Annotated in this window: 18 protein-coding genes; 4 read left to right on the forward strand and 14 right to left on the reverse strand. The window is 64.2% G+C overall.

The genetic code is table 11. The features are described 5' to 3' along the window. Positions 1-16 precede the first annotated feature (16 nt). The 4 genes from BM382_RS18645 to BM382_RS18660 all read right to left on the reverse strand — a co-directional run bounded on the left by BM382_RS18645 (position 17) and on the right by BM382_RS18660 (position 4891). Positions 17-1228 (reverse strand): multidrug effflux MFS transporter, encoded by a 1212-nt coding sequence (locus BM382_RS18645; RefSeq protein ID WP_065365082.1) that lies wholly within the window; start codon positions 1226-1228, stop codon positions 17-19. Continuing rightward, the gene (locus BM382_RS18650; protein WP_072443551.1) at positions 1221-2198 is read right to left on the reverse strand and encodes a diiron oxygenase; all 978 of its coding nucleotides are present in this window, start codon (positions 2196-2198) and stop codon (positions 1221-1223) included. Before BM382_RS18650 ends, BM382_RS18645 begins: the two co-directional genes overlap by 8 nt. Beyond that, complete coding sequence (locus BM382_RS18655; RefSeq protein WP_072443553.1) at positions 2198-3277, reverse strand: SagB family peptide dehydrogenase; 1080 nt, start codon at positions 3275-3277, stop codon at positions 2198-2200. The genes BM382_RS18650 and BM382_RS18655 overlap by 1 nt, the downstream gene beginning before the upstream one ends. Positions 3278-3694: 417 nt before the next feature. Continuing rightward, positions 3695-4891, reverse strand: coding sequence for a class I SAM-dependent rRNA methyltransferase (locus BM382_RS18660; protein ID WP_072443555.1), 1197 nt, complete (start codon positions 4889-4891; stop codon positions 3695-3697). Between the two features lie 227 nt (positions 4892-5118). On the opposite strand from BM382_RS18660, the gene BM382_RS18665 reads away from it, so the two are divergent. Beyond that, positions 5119-5931, forward strand: coding sequence for an HDOD domain-containing protein (locus BM382_RS18665; protein WP_162865006.1), 813 nt, complete (start codon positions 5119-5121; stop codon positions 5929-5931). A 33-nt stretch (positions 5932-5964) separates the two neighbouring features. Further along, positions 5965-6777, forward strand: coding sequence for a bifunctional DNA-formamidopyrimidine glycosylase/DNA-(apurinic or apyrimidinic site) lyase (gene mutM / locus BM382_RS18670; RefSeq protein ID WP_011064043.1), 813 nt, complete (start codon positions 5965-5967; stop codon positions 6775-6777). A gap of 63 nt (positions 6778-6840) precedes the next feature. Here mutM and BM382_RS18675 read toward each other — a convergent pair whose 3' ends face one another. The 5 genes from BM382_RS18675 to BM382_RS18695 form a co-directional block, all read right to left on the reverse strand. Beyond that, positions 6841-7092 carry a YfhL family 4Fe-4S dicluster ferredoxin gene (locus BM382_RS18675; RefSeq protein ID WP_011064042.1) on the reverse strand — a complete coding sequence of 84 codons (252 nt, stop codon included), beginning with the start codon at positions 7090-7092 and terminating at the stop codon, positions 6841-6843. A gap of 134 nt (positions 7093-7226) precedes the next feature. Then, positions 7227-7706 carry a pantetheine-phosphate adenylyltransferase gene (gene coaD / locus BM382_RS18680; RefSeq protein ID WP_022641651.1) on the reverse strand — a complete coding sequence of 160 codons (480 nt, stop codon included), beginning with the start codon at positions 7704-7706 and terminating at the stop codon, positions 7227-7229. 115 nt (positions 7707-7821) lie between these two features. After that, entirely contained in the window at positions 7822-9417 is a 1596-nt protein-coding gene (locus tag BM382_RS18685) for a GMC family oxidoreductase (protein ID WP_011064041.1), read from the reverse strand. 174 nt (positions 9418-9591) lie between these two features. Beyond that, the gene (locus BM382_RS18690) at positions 9592-10137 is read right to left on the reverse strand and encodes a twin-arginine translocation pathway signal protein (RefSeq protein ID WP_072443558.1); all 546 of its coding nucleotides are present in this window, start codon (positions 10135-10137) and stop codon (positions 9592-9594) included. A 27-nt stretch (positions 10138-10164) separates the two neighbouring features. Next, complete coding sequence (locus tag BM382_RS18695; RefSeq protein WP_258028609.1) at positions 10165-11640, reverse strand: coniferyl aldehyde dehydrogenase; 1476 nt, start codon at positions 11638-11640, stop codon at positions 10165-10167. A gap of 99 nt (positions 11641-11739) precedes the next feature. On the opposite strand from BM382_RS18695, the gene BM382_RS18700 reads away from it, so the two are divergent. Both BM382_RS18700 and BM382_RS18705 read left to right on the forward strand, forming a co-directional pair. Then, positions 11740-12411, forward strand: a complete 672-nt coding sequence (locus BM382_RS18700) for a TetR/AcrR family transcriptional regulator (protein WP_011064038.1) — start codon at positions 11740-11742, stop codon at positions 12409-12411. Positions 12412-12444: 33 nt separating this feature from the next. Continuing rightward, on the forward strand, positions 12445-13299 hold the full coding sequence (locus BM382_RS18705) for a sulfurtransferase (RefSeq protein WP_053160329.1): 855 nt from the start codon (positions 12445-12447) through the stop codon (positions 13297-13299). Between the two features lie 101 nt (positions 13300-13400). On the opposite strand, the gene BM382_RS18710 is transcribed toward BM382_RS18705, so the two are convergent. The 5 genes from BM382_RS18710 to BM382_RS18730 form a co-directional block, all read right to left on the reverse strand. Then, entirely contained in the window at positions 13401-14231 is an 831-nt protein-coding gene (locus BM382_RS18710; RefSeq protein WP_072443560.1) for an AraC family transcriptional regulator, read from the reverse strand. Then, the gene (locus BM382_RS18715; RefSeq protein ID WP_072443562.1) at positions 14224-15225 is read right to left on the reverse strand and encodes a hydrolase; all 1002 of its coding nucleotides are present in this window, start codon (positions 15223-15225) and stop codon (positions 14224-14226) included. Before BM382_RS18715 ends, BM382_RS18710 begins: the two co-directional genes overlap by 8 nt. Before the next feature lie 131 nt (positions 15226-15356). Further along, positions 15357-15977, reverse strand: a complete 621-nt coding sequence (gene rsmD / locus BM382_RS18720) for a 16S rRNA (guanine(966)-N(2))-methyltransferase RsmD (RefSeq protein ID WP_011064034.1) — start codon at positions 15975-15977, stop codon at positions 15357-15359. After that, positions 15977-17467 (reverse strand): M16 family metallopeptidase, encoded by a 1491-nt coding sequence (locus BM382_RS18725; RefSeq protein ID WP_072443564.1) that lies wholly within the window; start codon positions 17465-17467, stop codon positions 15977-15979. Before BM382_RS18725 ends, rsmD begins: the two co-directional genes overlap by 1 nt. Continuing rightward, entirely contained in the window at positions 17460-18815 is a 1356-nt protein-coding gene (locus BM382_RS18730) for a M16 family metallopeptidase (protein WP_072443566.1), read from the reverse strand. The genes BM382_RS18725 and BM382_RS18730 overlap by 8 nt, the downstream gene beginning before the upstream one ends. Positions 18816-18977 lie beyond the last annotated feature (162 nt).

An 18977-nucleotide genomic window follows, 5' to 3' on the forward strand; every position in this document is an offset into this window, starting at 1 on the left:
CCCGGGCATCCGGGCTTCAGGCCAGGCGCAGGTTCCGGGCGCGGCGGCTGATGCGCTGGTTGACCAGCAGGCCGACGCTGCTCAGGGCGATGAAACTCAGGGCCAGGGTGGTCTGCAGGTCGCTGGCGCTGAGGTTGATCACGGCGCTGATCAGCCCGCCCATGACGAAAATCAGCGTGTTGCCGGCCGAGGCCGAGGCGCCGGCATTGTCCGGGAACAGTTCCATGGCCCTGGACGTGGCGGCGGGCCGGGTGATGGTGGTGCCGGCGGTGCAGATGATCATCGGCACCAGCACCGTGCTGATGGACAGGCCGAACTGGCTGGCCAACAGCAGCATGACCAGCCCGGCGAGGAAGATCAGGCACAACCCGGTAATGATCTGGGTGCCGGGCTCCAGGTATTTGTTGAGCACCCCGGCTACCACCCCGCCAATCACGTAGGCCGCGCCGTAGAGCAGCAGGGTCAGGGAAAACTCGTAGTTGCTGAGCTGCAGTTGCTCCAGGAAGATCAGCGGCGACACCACGATGAACGAGAAGTGGCAAGCGAAGACGATGGCCGAGATCAGCCAGTAGGCGACGAAACTGAAGTTGCTGCAGACCCGTCGGTAGGCCTGGAGGATGCCGGTGCGCGGGCCGCTCCTGACGATCGGCGGGTTTTCCAGGGTGGCCAGCGCCTTGAGAAACACCAGGACGGCAATCGCGCTGAACACATAGAAGCTGCCTGGCCAGCCCATCAGGCTTTGCAGCAGGGTCCCGGCCAGGGGCGAGAGGGAAATGCACAGGCCGCTGGCGGTGACCATGAGGATCCGCAGGCGGTCGCGCTCCTGGCCGACGAACAGGTCCTGGACCAGCGCCTGGGACAGCACGAAGCAGCCACAGCCCAGTGCCTGGACCACGCGAAACACCAGAAACCAGTTGTAGTCCCTGGCCCAGACGCAGCCCAGAGCGCCGCCGACCGATACGGCCATGCCGGCCAGCAGCAGGGTCTTGCGGCCCAGGGCATCCGACAGCGGGCCGATCAGCAATTGGGAGATCGAGATGCCGATGGCGAACAGGCTGACGGACAGGGCGATGTCGGCGGCGCTGGTAGCAAAGTGTTGGGACAGTGCAGGAAAAGAAGGCAAGAGCACGTCGATCGGGAACACCCCGAGCATGACCATGGCCATGAGCAAGACAATGGCGCCGACCTTCCTGGTCGTGGAGGCAGAGTCATCCCTGATTTCAGGCATCGATCAGTCCTGTCTGGGTGAAGAGTCGGCGGTTGTCATCGTGCTCGAAGAAACCTGCGCGCTTCATGGCTTGCAGGGTGGCGCCGGCGATCGAGCGGGCGCGCAGCACTTCTGCACTCGGCTGAATCAGGCTGTGGATGGCGGCATGTGCCGCGGCGAGGGGAATGCCGGCCTCGTTCAGGCTTGCGCTCAGCCACTCCTGGTCCACGGCAGCGAAGATGAAAATGATATCGATCAGTTGGCTGGCGGAAAAAACCTGCTGCTGCGGCGACAGTCGTGCCCAGACATAGTCGAACACTTCGCTGAAATAACGACTGTGCCGGGCCTCGTCTTCCAGGTGCTCCCTGAACATCTGGTAGACCGTGGACACCAGCCCATCACCGGTGATGCTCAGCAACTCCTTGGCAATGATGGTTTCGGAGACGAAACCCAGCAGGAACCAGACCAGGGGCCGTTGAGAATCGGCGCAGCGGGCCAGCAGGTCGTGCATCAGGCGGATGCGCCTGGGCAGTGGCTGCCAGGCTGGCATGGCGTAACCATTCGCCACCTGCTCCGCCAGCTTGAAGGAGAACAGGGCGTGATAGCCCTCGTCGGTATACAACTGCAGGGCCGCGATTTTCATCGTCTCCGGCAGCTCGATCGCCAGTTCCCCGTGGATCAGGGTTTCCACCGAGCGGTTGACGATCTTGTGCTCCAGGATCGTCGTGTAGTGCAGGAAGTACACCAGGTGGTTGGCCGCCAGGCGCTGCTGTACCGTCCTCCCGGCGTGCTGGATGGCCGGGTCGGCGAAGTAGGGGATGAAGGCCGGCGGAAACCAGTCACGGGTCTGCAGTTCCTGTTCGAGCTCGCTGTGGGGCGGTAGCTGGTAGCTGCTCTTGCGCGAGCGCACCGCGGAGCGGTTGTCCCAGTCGCCGAGGGAGTAGGGACGCCGGCCTGCCTGGGCCTCTTTGGACGATGCGGCGGGGTGCATTACTGTTCGCGCTCCCGCTGTTCGATCAGGGCCTTGAGTTCCTTGCATTGCACCTGGCCATCACCTTGGCCGCAGCCGACAAAGAACAGCGGCTGTTCCGCGGCGTCCTGCAGCCCCAGCAATTGCTCCACGCGCTCGTCGCTCAGGGCTCCCGTCAGCCAGGTGTCCAGGCCCAGGGCAGTGGCCGCGAGCTGGAAGGTTTGCGAGATATGCCCGGCCTCGACATAGGCCATGCGGTAGGCCCGGGAGTGTTCGTATTTCCACCACAGCTTGTCGAAGCGGCAGGTCAGGAACAGGCCCAGGGGCAGTTCGTTGACGAAGTGCTGGCCAGCCAGCAGCAGGCCCAGGGGTTCTTCGGGAAGCGGGTGCACGGGCCGCAAGGCGTGCAGCTCCGGGTGGTAGTAATAGAGGCCCGGCTCCAGGCCGCGGACCCTGGCGGCATAGACATAACCCTCGCAGGCGTTCAGGCCACCGCCGGAAGGGCTGCTGCGCCTTGGCCGCAGGGCTTCGGGGACGGTCTCGTCCGTGTCGGCTTCCCGTTCCTTGAGGTAGCCCAGGGACAGGTAGAGCAGGGTGCTGAGCTCTTCCAGGGCCACGGCCTGCTGGGAAAAGGAGCGTGAAGTCTTGCGCTGCAGCAGCACCTGGTTCAGGGAGCTAGCGGTTTCCAGTACCGGCGCGGGCAGGCGGATCAGACCATTGTGGGAGGTTTCGGCAAAGCGGGCTGAGGGGGCCGGGGTGTCCAGTACCTGATCGCAATGCTCGAGGTATTGGGCGGACCACTCATGAATATCCTGGGGCACTTGCTCGAAGGGCAGGTTCTTGGTGCCGATGTGGAAGATCCGCGACAGTTCATCCCAGCCCCATTCAAGTGGCTCGAAAGTCTCGTTGGACAGGAGCCCGGCGGCGGCGAATGCACTATCTATTTCATTCTTGTGGTCATACTGCGAAGGGTCTTCGACAAGTTGTATGAGGCGTGTGGAATAGATCGAGTCCAGTTCGAACTGAGTGTGATCTTTATAGTTCCAGATAACAGTGAAGGGCGGGCGGGCAAGTATGAAAAAGTTCGGGTTTATTTGCATGTTCTTTTAAAACTCTGAACTTGACCAAAGATGAAGCTGGGTAGCCGGCACTCCCCAGTTCATCAATTACTTAGCGGGATTTAGCCGCTGCGAGGCAAGCCAGGTTGGCGATCTTTTTCGATTCGAGGGAGATAGCTTTCATTGTTATTGCTCCTAAACGATTTGAATGAATGTCGCTTCCTAAGCGACTTCCGAAGAGTAGACAGCAATAGAGAGGAATCAAGTAGTTATTAGGTAAGTGATTGCCTAGAGCACTGTAGGATATTGGCTAGTTACTTTGATGGATCATAGGTATATAAGCGCGGGTTTCCCTGGGTTATCCAATGGCCCGGGCGGCGAGAGGGGAGAAGCGAGAGGGGAGCGAGGCGCTCGAGCGGTTGCCCAGGGATGCTGTGGCGTCCCTGGGCAGGCAGTGGCTCAGCTGTTGGGCAGCAGGCGGCAGGTGATGCTCTTGATGTAGCGGGTTTCCGGAATGGCCGGGTGCACCGGGTGGTCCGGGCCCTGGCCGCCGCGCTCCAGCAGCTGGATGTTGCGGTCCAGGTGGCGGGCGCTGGTCAGGAGGATGTTCTGCAGGTCGTCCTCGGGCAGGTGCATCGAGCACGAAGCGCTGACCAGGATGCCGTCCTTGTTGAGCAGGCGCATGGCTTGCTCGTTAAGGCGGCGGTAGGCGCCTTCGCCGTTCTTCAGGTCTTTCTTGCGCTTGATGAAGGCGGGCGGGTCGGCAACGATCACGTCGAAGCGCTCTTCGCTGGCCTTGAGTTCCTTCAGGGCTTCGAAGACGTCGCCTTCGATGCAGGTCATTTTCTCGGCAAAGCCGTTCAGCGCGGCGTTGCGCTCCACGCCGTCGAGGGCGAAGGCCGAGGCGTCGACGCAGAACACTTCGCTGGCGCCGAAAGCCGCGGCCTGCACGCCCCAACCGCCGATGTAGCTGTACAGGTCCAGCACGCGCTTGCCCTTGGCATAAGGCGCCAGGCGGGCACGGTTCATGCGGTGGTCGTAGAACCAGCCGGTTTTCTGGCCCTGGATCACCGGGGCTTCGAACTTCACGCCGTTCTCTTCCAGGGCGGCCCACTCCGGCACCAGGCCGAACACGGTTTCGACGTAGCGTCCCAGGCCTTCGGCGTCACGGGCGGCGGAGTCGTTCTTGAACAGGATGCCGCTGGGCTTGAGCACCTGGGTCAGGGCGGCAATGATGTCGTCCTTGTGGGTTTCCATGGTCGCGGAGGCGATCTGTACCACCAGGATGTCGCCGAAACGATCGACCACCAGGCCCGGCAGCAGGTCGGAGTCGCCGTACACCAGGCGGTAGAACGGTTTGTCGAACAGGCGCTCGCGCAGGGACAGGGCCACGTTCAGGCGGTGCACCAGCAGCGACTTATCCAGGGCCAGCTTGGCATCGCGCGACAGCAGGCGGGCGCAGATCAGGTTGTTCGGGCTCATGGCGACCACGCCCAGGGGCTTGCCGCCGGCGGCTTCCAGCACTGCCTGGTCGCCTGCCTTGAAGCCGTGCAGAGGGGTGGCGGCTACATCGATTTCGTTGCTGTAGACCCACAGGTGGCCGGCGCGCAGGCGGCGATCGGCGTTGGCTTTGAGGCGCAGGCTTGGCAGGGACATGACGTCGCTCCGGAAAAAAGGGCGCGATTATACCCCGTCGCGGGGCGCAAGCGATGGCCAATGGACCTGCGGCGGGAGCCCTTTGCCGCAACCATTGGGTAAAGTTCCTGTCCGGTCGCCCAACATTCCCGTGTTAGAGGTTAGAATCCCCGGCTCACCCAGAGCGTGTACTTATGTCCCAAGAGCTATCAGCCGAACAGATTCAACAGGCCCTGCAAGGCATCAGCGTGCCGCCCCAACCGCAAATCATGGTGGATTTGCAGATGGAGCAGTACATGCCCGATCCCGATCTGGAGGTGATCGCTAAGCTGATCTCCCAGGACCCGGGCCTGTCCGGCGCGTTGCTGAAGATCGTCAATTCACCGTATTACGGGCTGAGCAACAAGATTGCTTCGATCCAGCGGGCGGTGAATCTCCTGGGTAGCCGTTCGATCATCAACCTGATCAATGCGCAGTCGATCAAGGGCGAGATGAGCGATGAAACCATCGTCACCCTCAACCGCTTCTGGGACACCGCCCAGGATGTGGCCATGACCTGCCTGACCCTGGCCAAGCGCACCGGCTCCCAGGCCGTGGACGAGGCCTATGCCCTGGGCCTGTTCCATGACTGCGGCGTGCCGCTGATGCTCAAGCGCTTCCCCGACTACATGACTGTGCTGGAAGAGGCCTACGGCAGCGCCGGCCCGGAGCAGCGGGTGGTGGACACGGAAAACCGTGCCTTCAATACCAACCACGCGGTGGTCGGCTACTACACGGCCAAGTCCTGGCGCCTGCCGGAGCACGTGACCAACGCCATTGCCAACCACCACAACGCCCTGGCGATCTTCAGCGACGAATCCTCGCGCAACAGCCAACTGAAGAACCTGCTGGCGATCCTCAAGATGGCCGAGCACATCTGCGCGTCCTACCGGGTGCTGGGCAATCAGGTGGAAGACCACGAGTGGAACAGCATCGGCCACCTGATTCTCGATTACGTCGGCCTGTCGGACTACGACTTCGAGAACCTCAAGGAAACCGTGCGCGAGCTGGGCGCGCACTGATCGTTCATTTCGCGATGAGTACCAGGGGCGCATATGCCTGAATTACCGGAAGTCGAAACCACCCGGCGCGGAATCGCGCCGCATCTGGAAGGCCAGAAAGTCAGCCGGGTCATCGTCCGTGACCGGCGCTTGCGCTGGCCGATCCCCGAAGATCTGGACGTGCGCCTGTCCGGGCAGCGCATTGTGCTGGTGGAGCGGCGGGCCAAATACCTTTTGATCAATGCCGAAGTCGGCACCCTGATCAGCCACCTGGGAATGTCCGGCAACCTGCGTCTGGTGGAGGTCGGGCTGCCGGCGGCCAAGCACGAACATGTGGATATCGAGCTGGAGTCCGGCCTGGCCCTGCGCTACACCGATCCGCGGCGCTTTGGCGCCATGCTCTGGAGCCACGACCCGCTGAATCACGAATTGCTGGTGCGCCTGGGGCCCGAGCCGCTGACCGACCTGTTCGACGGCGAGCGCCTGTATCAGCTGTCCCGCGGACGTTCCATGGCGGTCAAGCCGTTCATCATGGACAACGCGGTGGTGGTGGGGGTGGGCAATATCTATGCGACCGAGGCGCTGTTCGCCGCGGGCATCGACCCGCGCCGCGAAGCCAAGGGGATTTCCCGGGCACGCTACCTGAAGCTGGCGATCGAGATCAAACGCATCCTGGCGGCCGCCATCGAGCGCGGCGGCACCACCTTGCGCGACTTTATCGGTGGCGATGGCCAGCCGGGCTACTTCCAGCAGGAACTGTTCGTCTACGGGCGTGGCGGGGAGAACTGCAAGGTCTGCGGCACCGGGCTGCGGGAAATCAAGCTGGGCCAGCGGGCCAGTGTCTATTGCCCGCGTTGCCAGAGCTGAGAAGCTTCGCCGGCAAGCCGGCTCCTACAGGTGTTTGTGGGAGCCGAAAGGGCGCCATATCACTCAAGCCTTGCCGGTGATCTTCCGGTACTTGGCCATCAACTCTTCTTCGGTTTCCGGGCGGGCTTCGTCCAGCGGAATGCAATCCACCGGGCACACCTGCTGGCACTGCGGCTCGTCGTAGTGGCCGACGCACTGGGTGCACAGGTTCGGATCGATGACGTAGATCTCTTCGCCTTGGGAAATCGCCGCGTTAGGGCACTCGGGTTCGCAGACGTCGCAGTTGATGCAATCGTCGGTGATGATCAGGGACATGGGGTACTCCGGCCTGGGCGGCAGGCCCGGGCATGTAAAAACGAATGCGCGCAATTGTGCCGTATTGACGCCCACAGTGCACGCGGGCGCGATGGCTGACGTCAGGCGAGGGCCCCGGTGCGGGGCCGCGCGGCTTATTTCTTGAAGCGCAGGGTCAGCGCCTCGGCGACCGCCGGGTGTACGAACTTGGTGATATCACCGCCCAGGGCAGCGATTTCACGGACCAGGGTCGAGGAAATGAACGAGTAGCGCTCCGACGGAGTGAGAAACAGGCTTTCCACGTCCGGGGCCAACTGGCGGTTCATGTTGGCCAGCTGGAATTCGTATTCGAAGTCCGAAACCGCCCGCAGGCCGCGCAGGAAGACATTGGCGTTCTGCTCCTTGGCAAAATGCGCCAGCAGGGTGGAGAAGCCGACGACTTCAACGTTGGGCAGATGCTTGGTCACCTCGCGCGCCAGTTCCACGCGCTGTTCCAGGGGGAACAGCGGGTTTTTCTTGGGGCTGGCGGCAACGGCGATGATCACATGGTCGAACAGGCGCGAGGCGCGTTCGACCAGATCGCCATGGCCCTTGGTAATAGGGTCGAAGGTACCTGGGTACAACACTCGGTTCATCGCGTCGTCCTGGCGGGAATCCGTTGGGGAGTCGGATGGTATCGCAGCCTTCCCGGTCGGCCAAGTCGCCTTTTAGGGAAGAAAGCACTATAGACGACGAGAATATCCCGCTTTTTCACACTGATTTCAGGCGCTCCGCCAAGGCGCTGGCCAATTGCGCTGTGAGCCCATAGACCGACAGCTGCGGGTTGGCGCCGATGCTGGTGGGAAACAGCGAGCCGTCGTGGACCGACAGGTTGTGCAGTTGATGGTGGCGCCCGAGGCTGTCGGTGACCGCGGTTTTCGGATCTTCGCCCATGGCGCAACCGCCCATCACGTGGGCACTGCCCAGGCGGGTGCGGTACAGGGCCAGGTCCAGGCCGTCGATCTGCGCCCGCACTTCGTCGAGGCTCTTGGCGAAGCGTGCATCGCTGTGCAGCGGCTTGACCGCCTTGGCGCCGCCGGCGAACTGGATCTCCGCCATGCTGTGGAAGGCCCGGCGCAGGCCGTCCCAGGCGTAGGGTGAAACCTGATAGTCGAGGACCGGGGTACCGTCACCCCGCAGTTCGACGTTGCCGCCGGTGCTGTCAGGGTGAAAACCGTCCCGCAGCAGGGCAAGCATGGCGTGGGTGTGGGGCAGTTGCTCCATGGACAGCCCGCTCTGCGGCCCGAACCCGCCCAGCAGGGTGCTGGCCAGGGCCGGTTGCAGGGGCGGCACTTCAAGTTTGTAGGACATCTTGCCGGTGGTGCCGTCCTGCCACTGGAAGTGGTCGGAATAGATCGACTGCGGCGCGCCGTAGAACGGGTTGATCACCTCGTCGAACTGCCCGGCGGAGAAGTTGACCAGGTGCAGGAAGGTGCGTTTGCCCAGGCGCGAATGCGGGTCCGGCGCATCGGAACGCAACAGCAGGGCCGGGCTGTTGATGCCGCCACCGGCCAGCACGTAATGCTTGGCCTTGACCGTGATGGTGCGCCCCGTGGGGGCCACGCAGCGGGCGTCCATGGCCTGGCATTGCAGGCTGGTGACCTTGTCGTCCTTGATCTGCAGGCGCTCCGCCCGGGCTAGGTACAGCAGCTCGCCACCTTTCTCCAGGGTCGCCGGAATGGTGGTCACCAGCATCGACTGCTTGGCGTTGGTCGGGCAGCCCAGGCCGCAGTAGCCCAGGTTCCAGCAGCCGCGCACGTTGCGCGGAATTACGTGCCAGCTGTAGCCCAGGGCTTCGCAGCCCTTGCGGATCACGTCGTTGTTGGCGTTGGGCGGCATGACCCAGGGCGCGACGCCCAGGCGCTGTTCCATTTTCTCGAACCAGGGCGCCATTTCGGCCGAGCTGTGGCCCACCACCCCGTGCTCACGGGCCCAGTGCTCCAGGGTCGGGTCAGGCGTACGGAAGCTCGACGTCCAGTTGATCAAGGTAGTGCCGCCCACGGCGCGGCCCTGGAGGATGGTGATGGCGCCATCCTTGCTCATGCGCCCGATGCCTTCCTGATAGAGGCTGGTGTAGGCCTGGTCTTCGAGCATCTTGAAGTCGTCGCTGGTCTTGAGCGGGCCTTCTTCGATCAGCAGCACCTTGTAGCCGGCGGCGCTGAGGATCTCGGCAGTGGTGCCGCCCCCGGCGCCGCTGCCGATGATGGCGACATCGGCTTCCAGGGTCAGGTCCTGCTCCAACTGCGAGCCGTTGTAGGTTTTCCAGCCACGATTCAGGCCTTCGCGGAACAGATCAGGTACAGGCATATCGGGTGCTCTCTTATTATTGATGGCTCGGCGCGCATCCACTGTAGCCGCTGCTGAGCCTGCGAAGCTGCGAAAAGGCCCCCAGGGCCTTGTTTGACGATCTGCAGCCGAACCCCCAGTGCCCCGCGAGCGTCCCGCTCGTTCGCAACCTGTGGCAGCGGCTACAAAGGCCGGTCAGACCTTCGGTGGCCCGGGATAACCGCAATGGGCCCAGGACTCGGGCCGGGTGTACCAAGCCATCATCACCAGTTGCAGCAACGAGGCATGGCCCATGCGCAGCAAGGCCAGGAAGCTGTTTTCCCAGCGGCTGAGGAAATTGCGGATGTCATCCGCGTTGGCGTTTTCCCAACTGCCCCAGATCCCCGTCAGCGGGCCGCGGGTGACCGCCATGCCCAGTACATCGAACAGCTGCTGGGTGAGCTTGAACATCTCGGTCGACAGGTGATTGAGGGCGTTGTCCAGATTGGCCAGGGTGCCTTCGATGGCGGCGGGCATCTTGTCCGCTGGTACGGCGCCTTCGAGCATCACCGGGATCAGCGCCCGCAGGAACGGCAGGTCATTGCTGCGCAGCATGGTGAAACCGCTGGCGGGCGTGCTGGCGGAGCAACCGCTGAGGCTGGCGCCGAGCCCGGCAGTAGCCAGGAAAGCGCTGGCGCAGAGGCCGATTTTCAGCAGGCCGCGCCGTGACAGCGCGGGTGTTTCAGACAGGCTAGGGGTCATTGTTGTTATTACCCGGCGTTGTACTGGTTAACGAATGAACAGCTTCTGGATGAGCTTCTGGATCGATTTGCCATACGGCGGGTAGATCAGGCGGGCGGCGTTGAACCGCTGCTTGATGAACACCCCCTTGGCCTTGCTGAAGGTCAGGAAGCCTTCATGCCCGTGGTAGTGGCCCATGCCGGAAGGGCCGATGCCGCCGAACGGCAGGTCGTCCTGGGCCACATGCAGCAGGGTGTCGTTGAGGCACACGCCGCCGGAGTGGGTTTCGTTGAGCACCCGTTGCTGCTCGGCCTTGTCGTAGCCGAAGTAGTACAGCGCCAGCGGGCGCGGACGCTGGGTGATATAGGCGAAGGCCTGGTCCAGGGTCCGGTAGGGCACGATGGGCAGGATCGGGCCGAAGATCTCGTCCTGCATCACGGTCATGTCATCGCTGACATTGAGCAGCAGGCTGTGGCCCAGGCGTCGTTCCTGGCTCTGCTCGAACAGTGGCACCAGCTGCGCGCCCTTGCTGGTGGCGTCGCTCAGGTAACCGTTGAGCCGCGCCAGCTGGCGCTGGTTGATGATGGCGGTGTAGTCGGGGTTGTCCGCCAGGGTCGGGAAGAAACCGCGTACCACCTGGCGATAGGCTTCGACAAAGGCGCCGACGCGCTCTTCCGGCACCAGTACGTAGTCCGGGGCGACGCAGGTCTGCCCGGCGTTGAGGGTCTTGCCGAAGGCGATGCGTTCGGCCGCGTCCTTGAGGGGCACGGTGCTGGAGACGATGGCCGGGGATTTGCCGCCCAGTTCCAGGGTCACCGGGGTCAGGTTTTCCGCGGCGGCGCGCATCACGTGCTTGCCGATGCTGGTGGCGCCGGTGAACAGCAGGTGGTCGAAGCGCAGCTTGGAAAACGCCATGCCCACCTCGGCCTCGCCCAGCACCACGCACACTAGGTCCTCGGGGAAGACCCGGGCCAGCAGTTGCTTGAGCAGTTGCCCGGTGGCGGGGGTGGACTCACTGAGCTTGAGCATCACTCGGTTGCCGGCGGCCAGCGCCCCCACCAGCGGGCCCATGCACAGGTACAGCGGGTAGTTCCACGGCACTATGATCCCGACCACCCCCAGGGGCTGGTAGACCACCTTGGCCGAGGCCGGCTGGAAGGCCAGGCCCACGGCGCGGCGGGACGGCTTCATCCATTTCTTCAGGTGTTTGCTGGCGTAGTGGATGCCGTGCAGGCTGGGCATCAGCTCGGCCAGCAGGGTTTCGTCGGCGCTGCGGTTGCTGAAGTCCTGGCTGATGGCATCGATCAGGGCCTGGCGCTCGTTGTTAAGCAGCTCCTGCAGTGCCTTCAGCCATTGCTGGCGTTGCGCTGCGGGGGGCATCGGGTTGGCGGCAAAGGCCCGGCGCTGGGCTTCGAACAGCTCAAGCAGCTCGTCCTGTTGCTGAAGGGAATCCTGCAGGTAAGCGATTTCGGCAGACATGGACGGGCTCCGTCTTTGTAAGGTGGCTAGTTTTTTAGAGCTTATGCTCTAAAATGTCAATTGCCCTCCTGCGCCGGTGGCGATTTATCCCCGGGGGGATAGAACGTAAGATGCACGCCAGCCTTCTGATTAAAGCCCACGCCCATGGCCCCACGCATAAAAACCCGCGAACGCATCGTCCAGTTCAGCCTCGAACTCTTCAACCAGCAGGGCGAGCGTAACGTCAGCACCAACCATATTGCGGCGCACATGGAGATTTCCCCGGGCAACCTGTACTACCACTTCCCCAACAAGCAGGCGATCATCGCCGTGCTGTTTGCCGAGTACGAAAGCCTGGTGGACAGCTTCCTTCGACCGCCCCCCGGGCGCGCGGTCACCGTGCAAGACAAGCGCTACTACCTGCAGGCTCTGCTGGCGGCCATGTGGCGCTATCGCTTCCTGCACCGCGACCTGGAGCACCTGCTGGACAGCGACCCCGAGCTGGCTGCGCGCTACCGACGCTTTTCCCAGCGCTGCCTGATCCAGGGCATGGCCATCTACGGGCGTTTCGTCGACGCCGGGATCGTCGCCATGGACAAGGTGCAGATCGAATCCCTGACCCTCAATGCCTGGATCATCCTCACCTCCTGGGTGCGCTTTCTGTGCACGACCCGGGAAAACTCCACGCACCTGAGCGAAGAAGCCATCAAGCGCGGGGTGTACCAGGTGCTGGTGCTGGAGGCCGGTTTCGTCACCGACCAGGCCCGGGAAGCGGTCAACGGCCTGTTCGAAGAGTTTTATGTGCCCTTGGCCCAAGCCCTGGAAGAAGTGCAGTAGGATCAACCTCCAACTTATTCACAGGAGCCCGCCATGCCCCTCGCGCAGTTGATCAGCCCGCTTGCCCTGGACCAGAAGAAACAGCAGCCCGGCCTGGTGATTCTGGATTGTCGCTTTGCTCTGGAAGACCCGGATTACGGCCAGCGCAGTTACGCCGACGGGCATATCGCCGGGGCGCATTTCGCGGACCTGAACCGGGATCTGAGCGCGCCGGTGATCAAGGGCGTGACCGGTCGGCATCCGTTGCCGGAGCCCGCGCAGTTGGTGGCGCGCCTGCAGGCCTGGGGCATCGATAACGACAGCGAGATCGTGCTCTACGACGACGGCCCCGGTGCCTACGCCGCTCGTGCCTGGTGGTTGCTGGCCTGGCTGGGCAAGCGTGATGGCGTTTTCATTCTCGATGGCGGCCTGAAAGCCTGGCACGCCGCTGGCTTGCCGCTGAGCCTGGATGCCCCGGAAAACGCGCCGGGGCAGTTCGTCGGGCACCCTGACCACAGCCTGCTGCTGGATGCCGAGCACCTGGGCAAGCGCCTGGGCCAGGCGGACCTGACCCTGCTGGATGCCCGTGGCCTGCCGCGCTTTCGTGGCGAAGTGGAACCCATCGACCCGGTGGCCGGGCATATTCCCGGGGCGCAATGCGCGGCGTTCACCGACAACCTGGGGGAGGATGGGCGCTTTCTACCGGCCGATCAGCTCAAGCAGCGTTTCGCGCAGAAACTGGCCGGGCGTGACCCGCAGCAACTGGTGGCCTATTGCGGTTCTGGCGTCACCGCCTGCCACAACCTGTTCGCCCTGAGCCTGGCCGGCTACCCCCTGGGGCGGCTGTATGCCGGTTCGTGGAGCGAGTGGATCACCGATGCGCAGCGGCCTGTCGCCACCGGTGACTGACGGCCTTTACCCGTGGCCCCTTCGCTGGCAAGCCAGCTCCTACGGCCCGCAGGCCCCCGCGAACCTGTAGGAGCGAGCTTGCTCGCGAAAGCCGCACCGCCCTACTGCAGAACGGCACTGCGATAAGCCGCCGGCGCTACCCCATACACCTGCTTGAACTGCCGACTGAGGTGACTCTGGTCGGCAAACCCCAGTTGTGTCGCCACTTCCAGGGGCAGGCAGCCATCACGCAGCAAGGCCCGGGCCTTGGCGATGCGCTGTTGCATCAACCAGGTGTGGGGCGGAATCCCCGTAGCCCGGCGAAACACCCGGGCGAAATGGAACGGTGACAGGTTCACCGCTGCTGCCAGTTCCTCCAGTGAAGGCGGCGCCGCCAACTGCGAGCGCAGCAACTCCTTGGCCTGGACGATGGCCCGGTGTTCCTGCCCGGGTTCACCTGGTGCCCGCACTCCGGCGTGCCGTTGCAACAGCAACAGCAGCATTTCTCGCCATTGGGTCTGTTGTTGCAGGGCCGTGGCCGGGCTTTCCAGCAGGTGGTGCAGGTGGGCAAAACCCTGTACCAGGTCCGGATCGCGGTACAAGGTGGCGCCGAAGGCCGGCAGGCTGCCGCTGGGCAGTTCCAGTTCATCCAGCAGGCCGAATATCTGCTGGTTCTCCGGGTAGAAGGCGCGGTACAGCCAGCCGTCTTCCACGCCCTTGGCCCCGGTGTGCAGCTCGTCCGGGTTGATCAGCACCAGGGTGCCGCTGCCCGCCAAATGCTCTGCTCCGCGATAGCGGTAGCGCTGGGCACCGGCCATGATCATGCCGATCACATAGCCCTCATGCACATGGGGCACGAAACGCTGCTCGATGTAACGCGCGGCCAGCAACTCGACCCCGGCCAGGGGCGCACTCTGCCAGAAGCGGATCGATTCCCGGGCTGGCTTATCCATGGCGATCCAGGCCAGCCAACCACTGCGGGATCCGCCGCTCCAGGTAATAGCCGGGGTGTTTCAGGCTGCCGTCGACAAAACCCACATGGCCACCCTTGGCCTGCAGCTCGAACTGGGTGCTGGCGGATAGCTCGCTGGCTTCGGGTAGGCTGTGACGGAATACGAAGGGGTCGTCCGCGGCCTGGATGATCAGGGTCGGGGTGCGGATTTGCCCCAGGAAATAGCGGCTGGAGGCGCGGCGGTAATAGTCCTGGGCATCGGCAAAGCCGTGCAGCGGCGCGGTGACCCGGCCGTCGAAGTCCCAGAAGGTGCGCATCTTGGTCAGCGGCCCCAGTTGCGCCAGGGTGGCCAGGCCTTCGTGGCGGCCGTCGTGCTGGAACTGGCGCTGCTTGTCCTTGATGTAGGCCAGCATCTCGCGCATGAAGTGCGCCTGGTAGACCTTGGAAAAACCCTGGCCTATGCGATCGGCGCACTGGTCCAGGCGAAACGGCACCGACACCGCCGTGGCGCCTTGCAATGGGCTGTCGCTGCCGCTTTCCCCTAGGTATTTGAGCAGCACATTGCCCCCCAGGGAGTAGCCCACCGAATAGAGCGGCGCCTGGGGGCGCTTGGCCCGCAGGTGAGCGATGGCTGCAGCCAGGTCTTCGCTGGCCCCGGAGTGGTAGCTGCGGGGCAGCAGGTTGGGCTCGCCGGAACAGCCGCGCCAGTTCAGCGCCGCGCTGGCCCAGCCCCGGGTTGCCAGGGCCTGCTGCAGGCCGGCCACGTAAGGCGAGTTGGAGGAACCGGTCAAACCATGCAGCACCAGCACCAGGGGCGCGTCGGCGCTATGGGGGCCGTGCCAGTCCAGGTCGAGAAAGTCGCCGTCGTCCAGCCACAAGCGTTCGCGCTGGCGCTCAAGGTGAGTGGTCGGGCGCCACAGCGGGCCCCACAGGGTCTGCAGGTGCGGGTTGCCAAGGCCGAAGGCGGGGGTGAAGCGATCAGGCGAGTCGGGCACGGGGAGGGTCTCGATGCAGCGGCGCGCAGCCCGGGCGGGCTGCGTACCTTGTTCCGGTCGGCTTGAGAGCCTGTCTACGATCTGCTGTGCGGCTCGGGCCTGAGCGTTGCTCGCGAGGTCGTGATCAGGTTCTAGGCGACGTTGTCTGCCATACGTTGCCACAACGAGTAATACACCTGCCCGGATTTTTGTTCTCGGTGCAGGCGCCAGCTTCCGGGCAGCCCCAGGGTCGATGGCGCGGTTTCGCTTTCGGTGTAGATCCAGGCGTCGTCCGCCAGCCAGCCGCGCTCTTCCAGCAGGGCGCAGGCGGCGGGCAGCAGGTTCTGGTTGAACGGCGGGTCGAGGAAGGCCAGGTCGAACGGCGTGGCCGGCTGGGTTTCCAGGTAGCGCAGGGCGTCGGCGGTCTGGGCCTGGCCGACGGTGCAACGCAGGGTCCCCAGGTGCTCGCGCAGGCTGGAAATGGCCACGCTGCTGCTGTCCAGGGCCAGGCCCGTGGCGGCGCCACGGGACAGGGCTTCGAGAAACACCGCGCCGCTGCCGGCGAACAGGTCGATGACCTTGGCCCCGGCCACATAGGGCGCCAACCAGTTGAACAGGGTTTCACGCACTCGGTCCGGGGTCGGCCGTAGCCCCGGCAGGTCGGGGAAGCTCAGCTTGCGGCTGCGCCATTCGCCGCCAATGATGCGCAACTGGCCCACGCCATTGTGCTGGTTGTGGACGGGTTTCTTGCTGGGACGGGCTGGACGGGCCATTAATGCTCCGGAACCCCGAGCGGCTGCTCGGCGGGTTTGTCAGTGGGGGGCGGCAACGGCTTTTGCGCGACGGTGGGGCCGGCGCTGACGATGACCATCTTGTCGACATTCAGGTGCTTGTTCATGGCGGCCTTGACCTGCTCCACCGTCAGCTCCTGGGATTGACGCATGAAGTCTTCCAGGTAGCTCAACGGCAGGTTGTAGAAACCCATGGCGCCCAGCTGGCCGACGATATCGGCGTTGCTGGCGGTGGACAGCGGGAAGCTGCCAGCCAGTTCACGCTTGGCGTCGTCCAGTTCTTTCTGGGTCGGGCCTTTCTTCAGGTACTCGGCGAACACGTCCTGCACCAGCTTCAGGGTGCCTTCGCTCATTTCCGCGCGGGTCTGCAGGTTGATCATGAACGGGCCGCGGGCCTGCATCGGGGTGAAACCCGAGTAGACGCCGTAGGTCAGGCCGCGCTTCTCGCGCACTTCGCTCATCAGCCGGGTGCCGAAACCGCCACCGCCGAGAATCTGGTTGCCCAGGGAGACAGCGGCGTAGTCCGGGTCGTCACGGTCGATGCCCAGTTGCGCCAGCATCAGGCTGGTCTGGCTCGACGGGAACTCGATATGGCCGATGCTGGCCTTGGGTTCGGCAGGTTGCTCGATCTTCGCCAGCGCCGGGCCTTTTGGCAGGGCGGCGGAGACCTGTGCGGCAATCGCCTCGGCATCGCTGCGGGACAGGTCGCCGACCAGGGCGATCACCACGTTGCCGGCAGCGTAGGCCTTGGCGTGGAAAGCCTTGAGCTGGGCCAGGGTGATCGGCGGGATGCTCTTGGCATCGCCGTCGCTGGCATGGGCGTAAGGGTGGGTGCCATACAGGCGCTTCATCAGATCCAGGCTGGCCAGCTTGCCGGGGTTCTGCTTCTGGTATTCGAAGCCGGCGAGCATCTGGTTCTTGATCCGCGCCAGGGAGTCGGCGGGGAAGGTCGGCTTGCCCACCACTTCGGCGAACAGCTTCAGCGCCGGTTCGCGCTTATCCACAGCGCTCAGGCTGCGCAGCGAGGCCACGGCCATGTCCTTGTAGGCGCCGTTGCCGAAATCCGCACCCAGGCCTTCGAAGCCCTGGGCGATGGCGCCTACATCCTTGCCGGCCACGCCTTCGTTGAGCATGGCGTTGGTCAGCAGGGCCACGCCCGGCGCGTTGCCGTCCTGGCTGCTGCCGGCGGCGAAGATCAGGCGCAGGTCGAACATCGGCAGCTCGCGGGCTTCGACGAACAGTACCTTGGCGCCTTCGGCGGTGTTCCAGGTCTGCACGTCCAGGTTGCGATGGCTGGGGGCCTTGCCGTCCAGCTCGGCCAAAGACTGCAGTTTCTGGCTGCTCTTGGCGTTGTCCAGGGCCTGGCTGGCGTTGGTCTGGCCGGAGTTCGACAGGTACAGGCCGCCGGCGGTGAGCAGGGCCACCAGGGCCAGCCCCAGCAGGACCGGTGAAGCTTTCTGGCGCTTAATCATGAGCGGACTCCTCAGGCAGTACATGGGCCACGCTCATACGTTCCCGGGTGAAATAGGTGCGGGCGGCCTTCTGGATGTCTTCCGGGGTCACGCTTTGCAGTTCCGCAAGCTCGGTGTCCATCAGCTTCCACGACAGGCCGACGGTTTCCAGCTGGCCGATGGCGGTGGCCTGGCTGGTGATGGAGTCACGTTCGTAGACCAGCCCGGCGATCACCTGGGCTCGCACCCGCTCCAGTTCCTCGGCGGATGGCGGGGTGGTCTTCAACTGGTCCAGCAGGCGCCACAGCCCGGCTTCGGCCTGGGCGATGGTTTTCTTCTTCTGGCTGTTGGGGGTGGCCGAAAGCATGAACAGGCTGTCGCCCCGGGTGTAGGCGTCGTAGCTGGTGGAGCCGCCGGACAGCAGCTCTTCGCCGCGCTCCAGCTGGGTCGGGATGCGGGCGCTGTAGCCGCCGTCCAGCAGGGCCGCAGCCAGGCGCAGGGCGTTCACCGCGCGTTTGTCTTCGGCGGTGGCGATGCTCGGCACGTTGAAGGCCAGCATCAGGCTCGGCAGTTGGGTCTTGACGTGCAAGGTGATCAGGCGCTCGCCGGGCTCGGCCAGCTCCATGGGGATCTTCGCCGGTGGCACGTCACGCTTGGGGATCGCGCCGAAGTAGCGTTGGGCCAGGGTTTTCACCTCGTCCGGGGTGACGTCGCCGACTACCACCAGGGTGGCATTGTTCGGCACGTACCAGGCCTGGTACCAGTGGCGCAGTTCCTCGACCTTCATCCGGTTCAGGTCGGCCATCCAGCCGATGGTCGGCGTGTGGTAGCCGCTGGCCGGGTAGGCCATGGCCTTGAAGCGCTCGTAGGCCTTGGACATCGGCTTGTCGTCGGTGCGCAGGCGGCGCTCTTCCTTGATGACCTCGATTTCGCGGCTGAACTCGTCGGCCGGCAGGCGCAGGCTGGCCATGCGGTCGGCTTCCAGCTCCAGGGCCACGCCCAGGCGGTCGCGGGCCAGGACCTGGTAATAGGCCGTGAAGTCGTCGCTGGTGAAGGCGTTCTCTTCGGCGCCCAGGTCCCGCAGGATCAGGGAGGCCTCGCCGGGGCCGACTTTCTCGCTGCCCTTGAACATCATGTGTTCCAGGGCGTGGGACAAACCGGTCTGGCCCGGGGTTTCGTAGCTGGAGCCGACCTTGTACCAGACCTGGGACACCACCACCGGCGCGCGATGATCTTCGCGGACCACGACCTTGAGGCCGTTGTCGAGGGTGAATTCATGGGTGGGTTGAGGGTCGGCAGCCAGGGCTGCAAGGGGCAGACAAACTGTGCTGAGCAGCAGGCCTGCGGCGCGGCGGGCTAGAGCATTCATTCGTTTTTAAACCTGTTGGGCTGCCCGCTTGGTCTTAGCCTGTGCGGGCGAGGAGGTGCTAGGATACTGATCCGTTTTACTGGCGGCCACGCCTATCAGGTCTTCGCGGATCAGCATGTACTTGAGCAGGTTGTATGAGTTACCGGCAAGAAGCCCTGATTT

It is taken from the genome of Pseudomonas sp. NFPP25 (assembly GCF_900116505.1).
Classification (GTDB): domain Bacteria; phylum Pseudomonadota; class Gammaproteobacteria; order Pseudomonadales; family Pseudomonadaceae; genus Aquipseudomonas; species Aquipseudomonas protegens.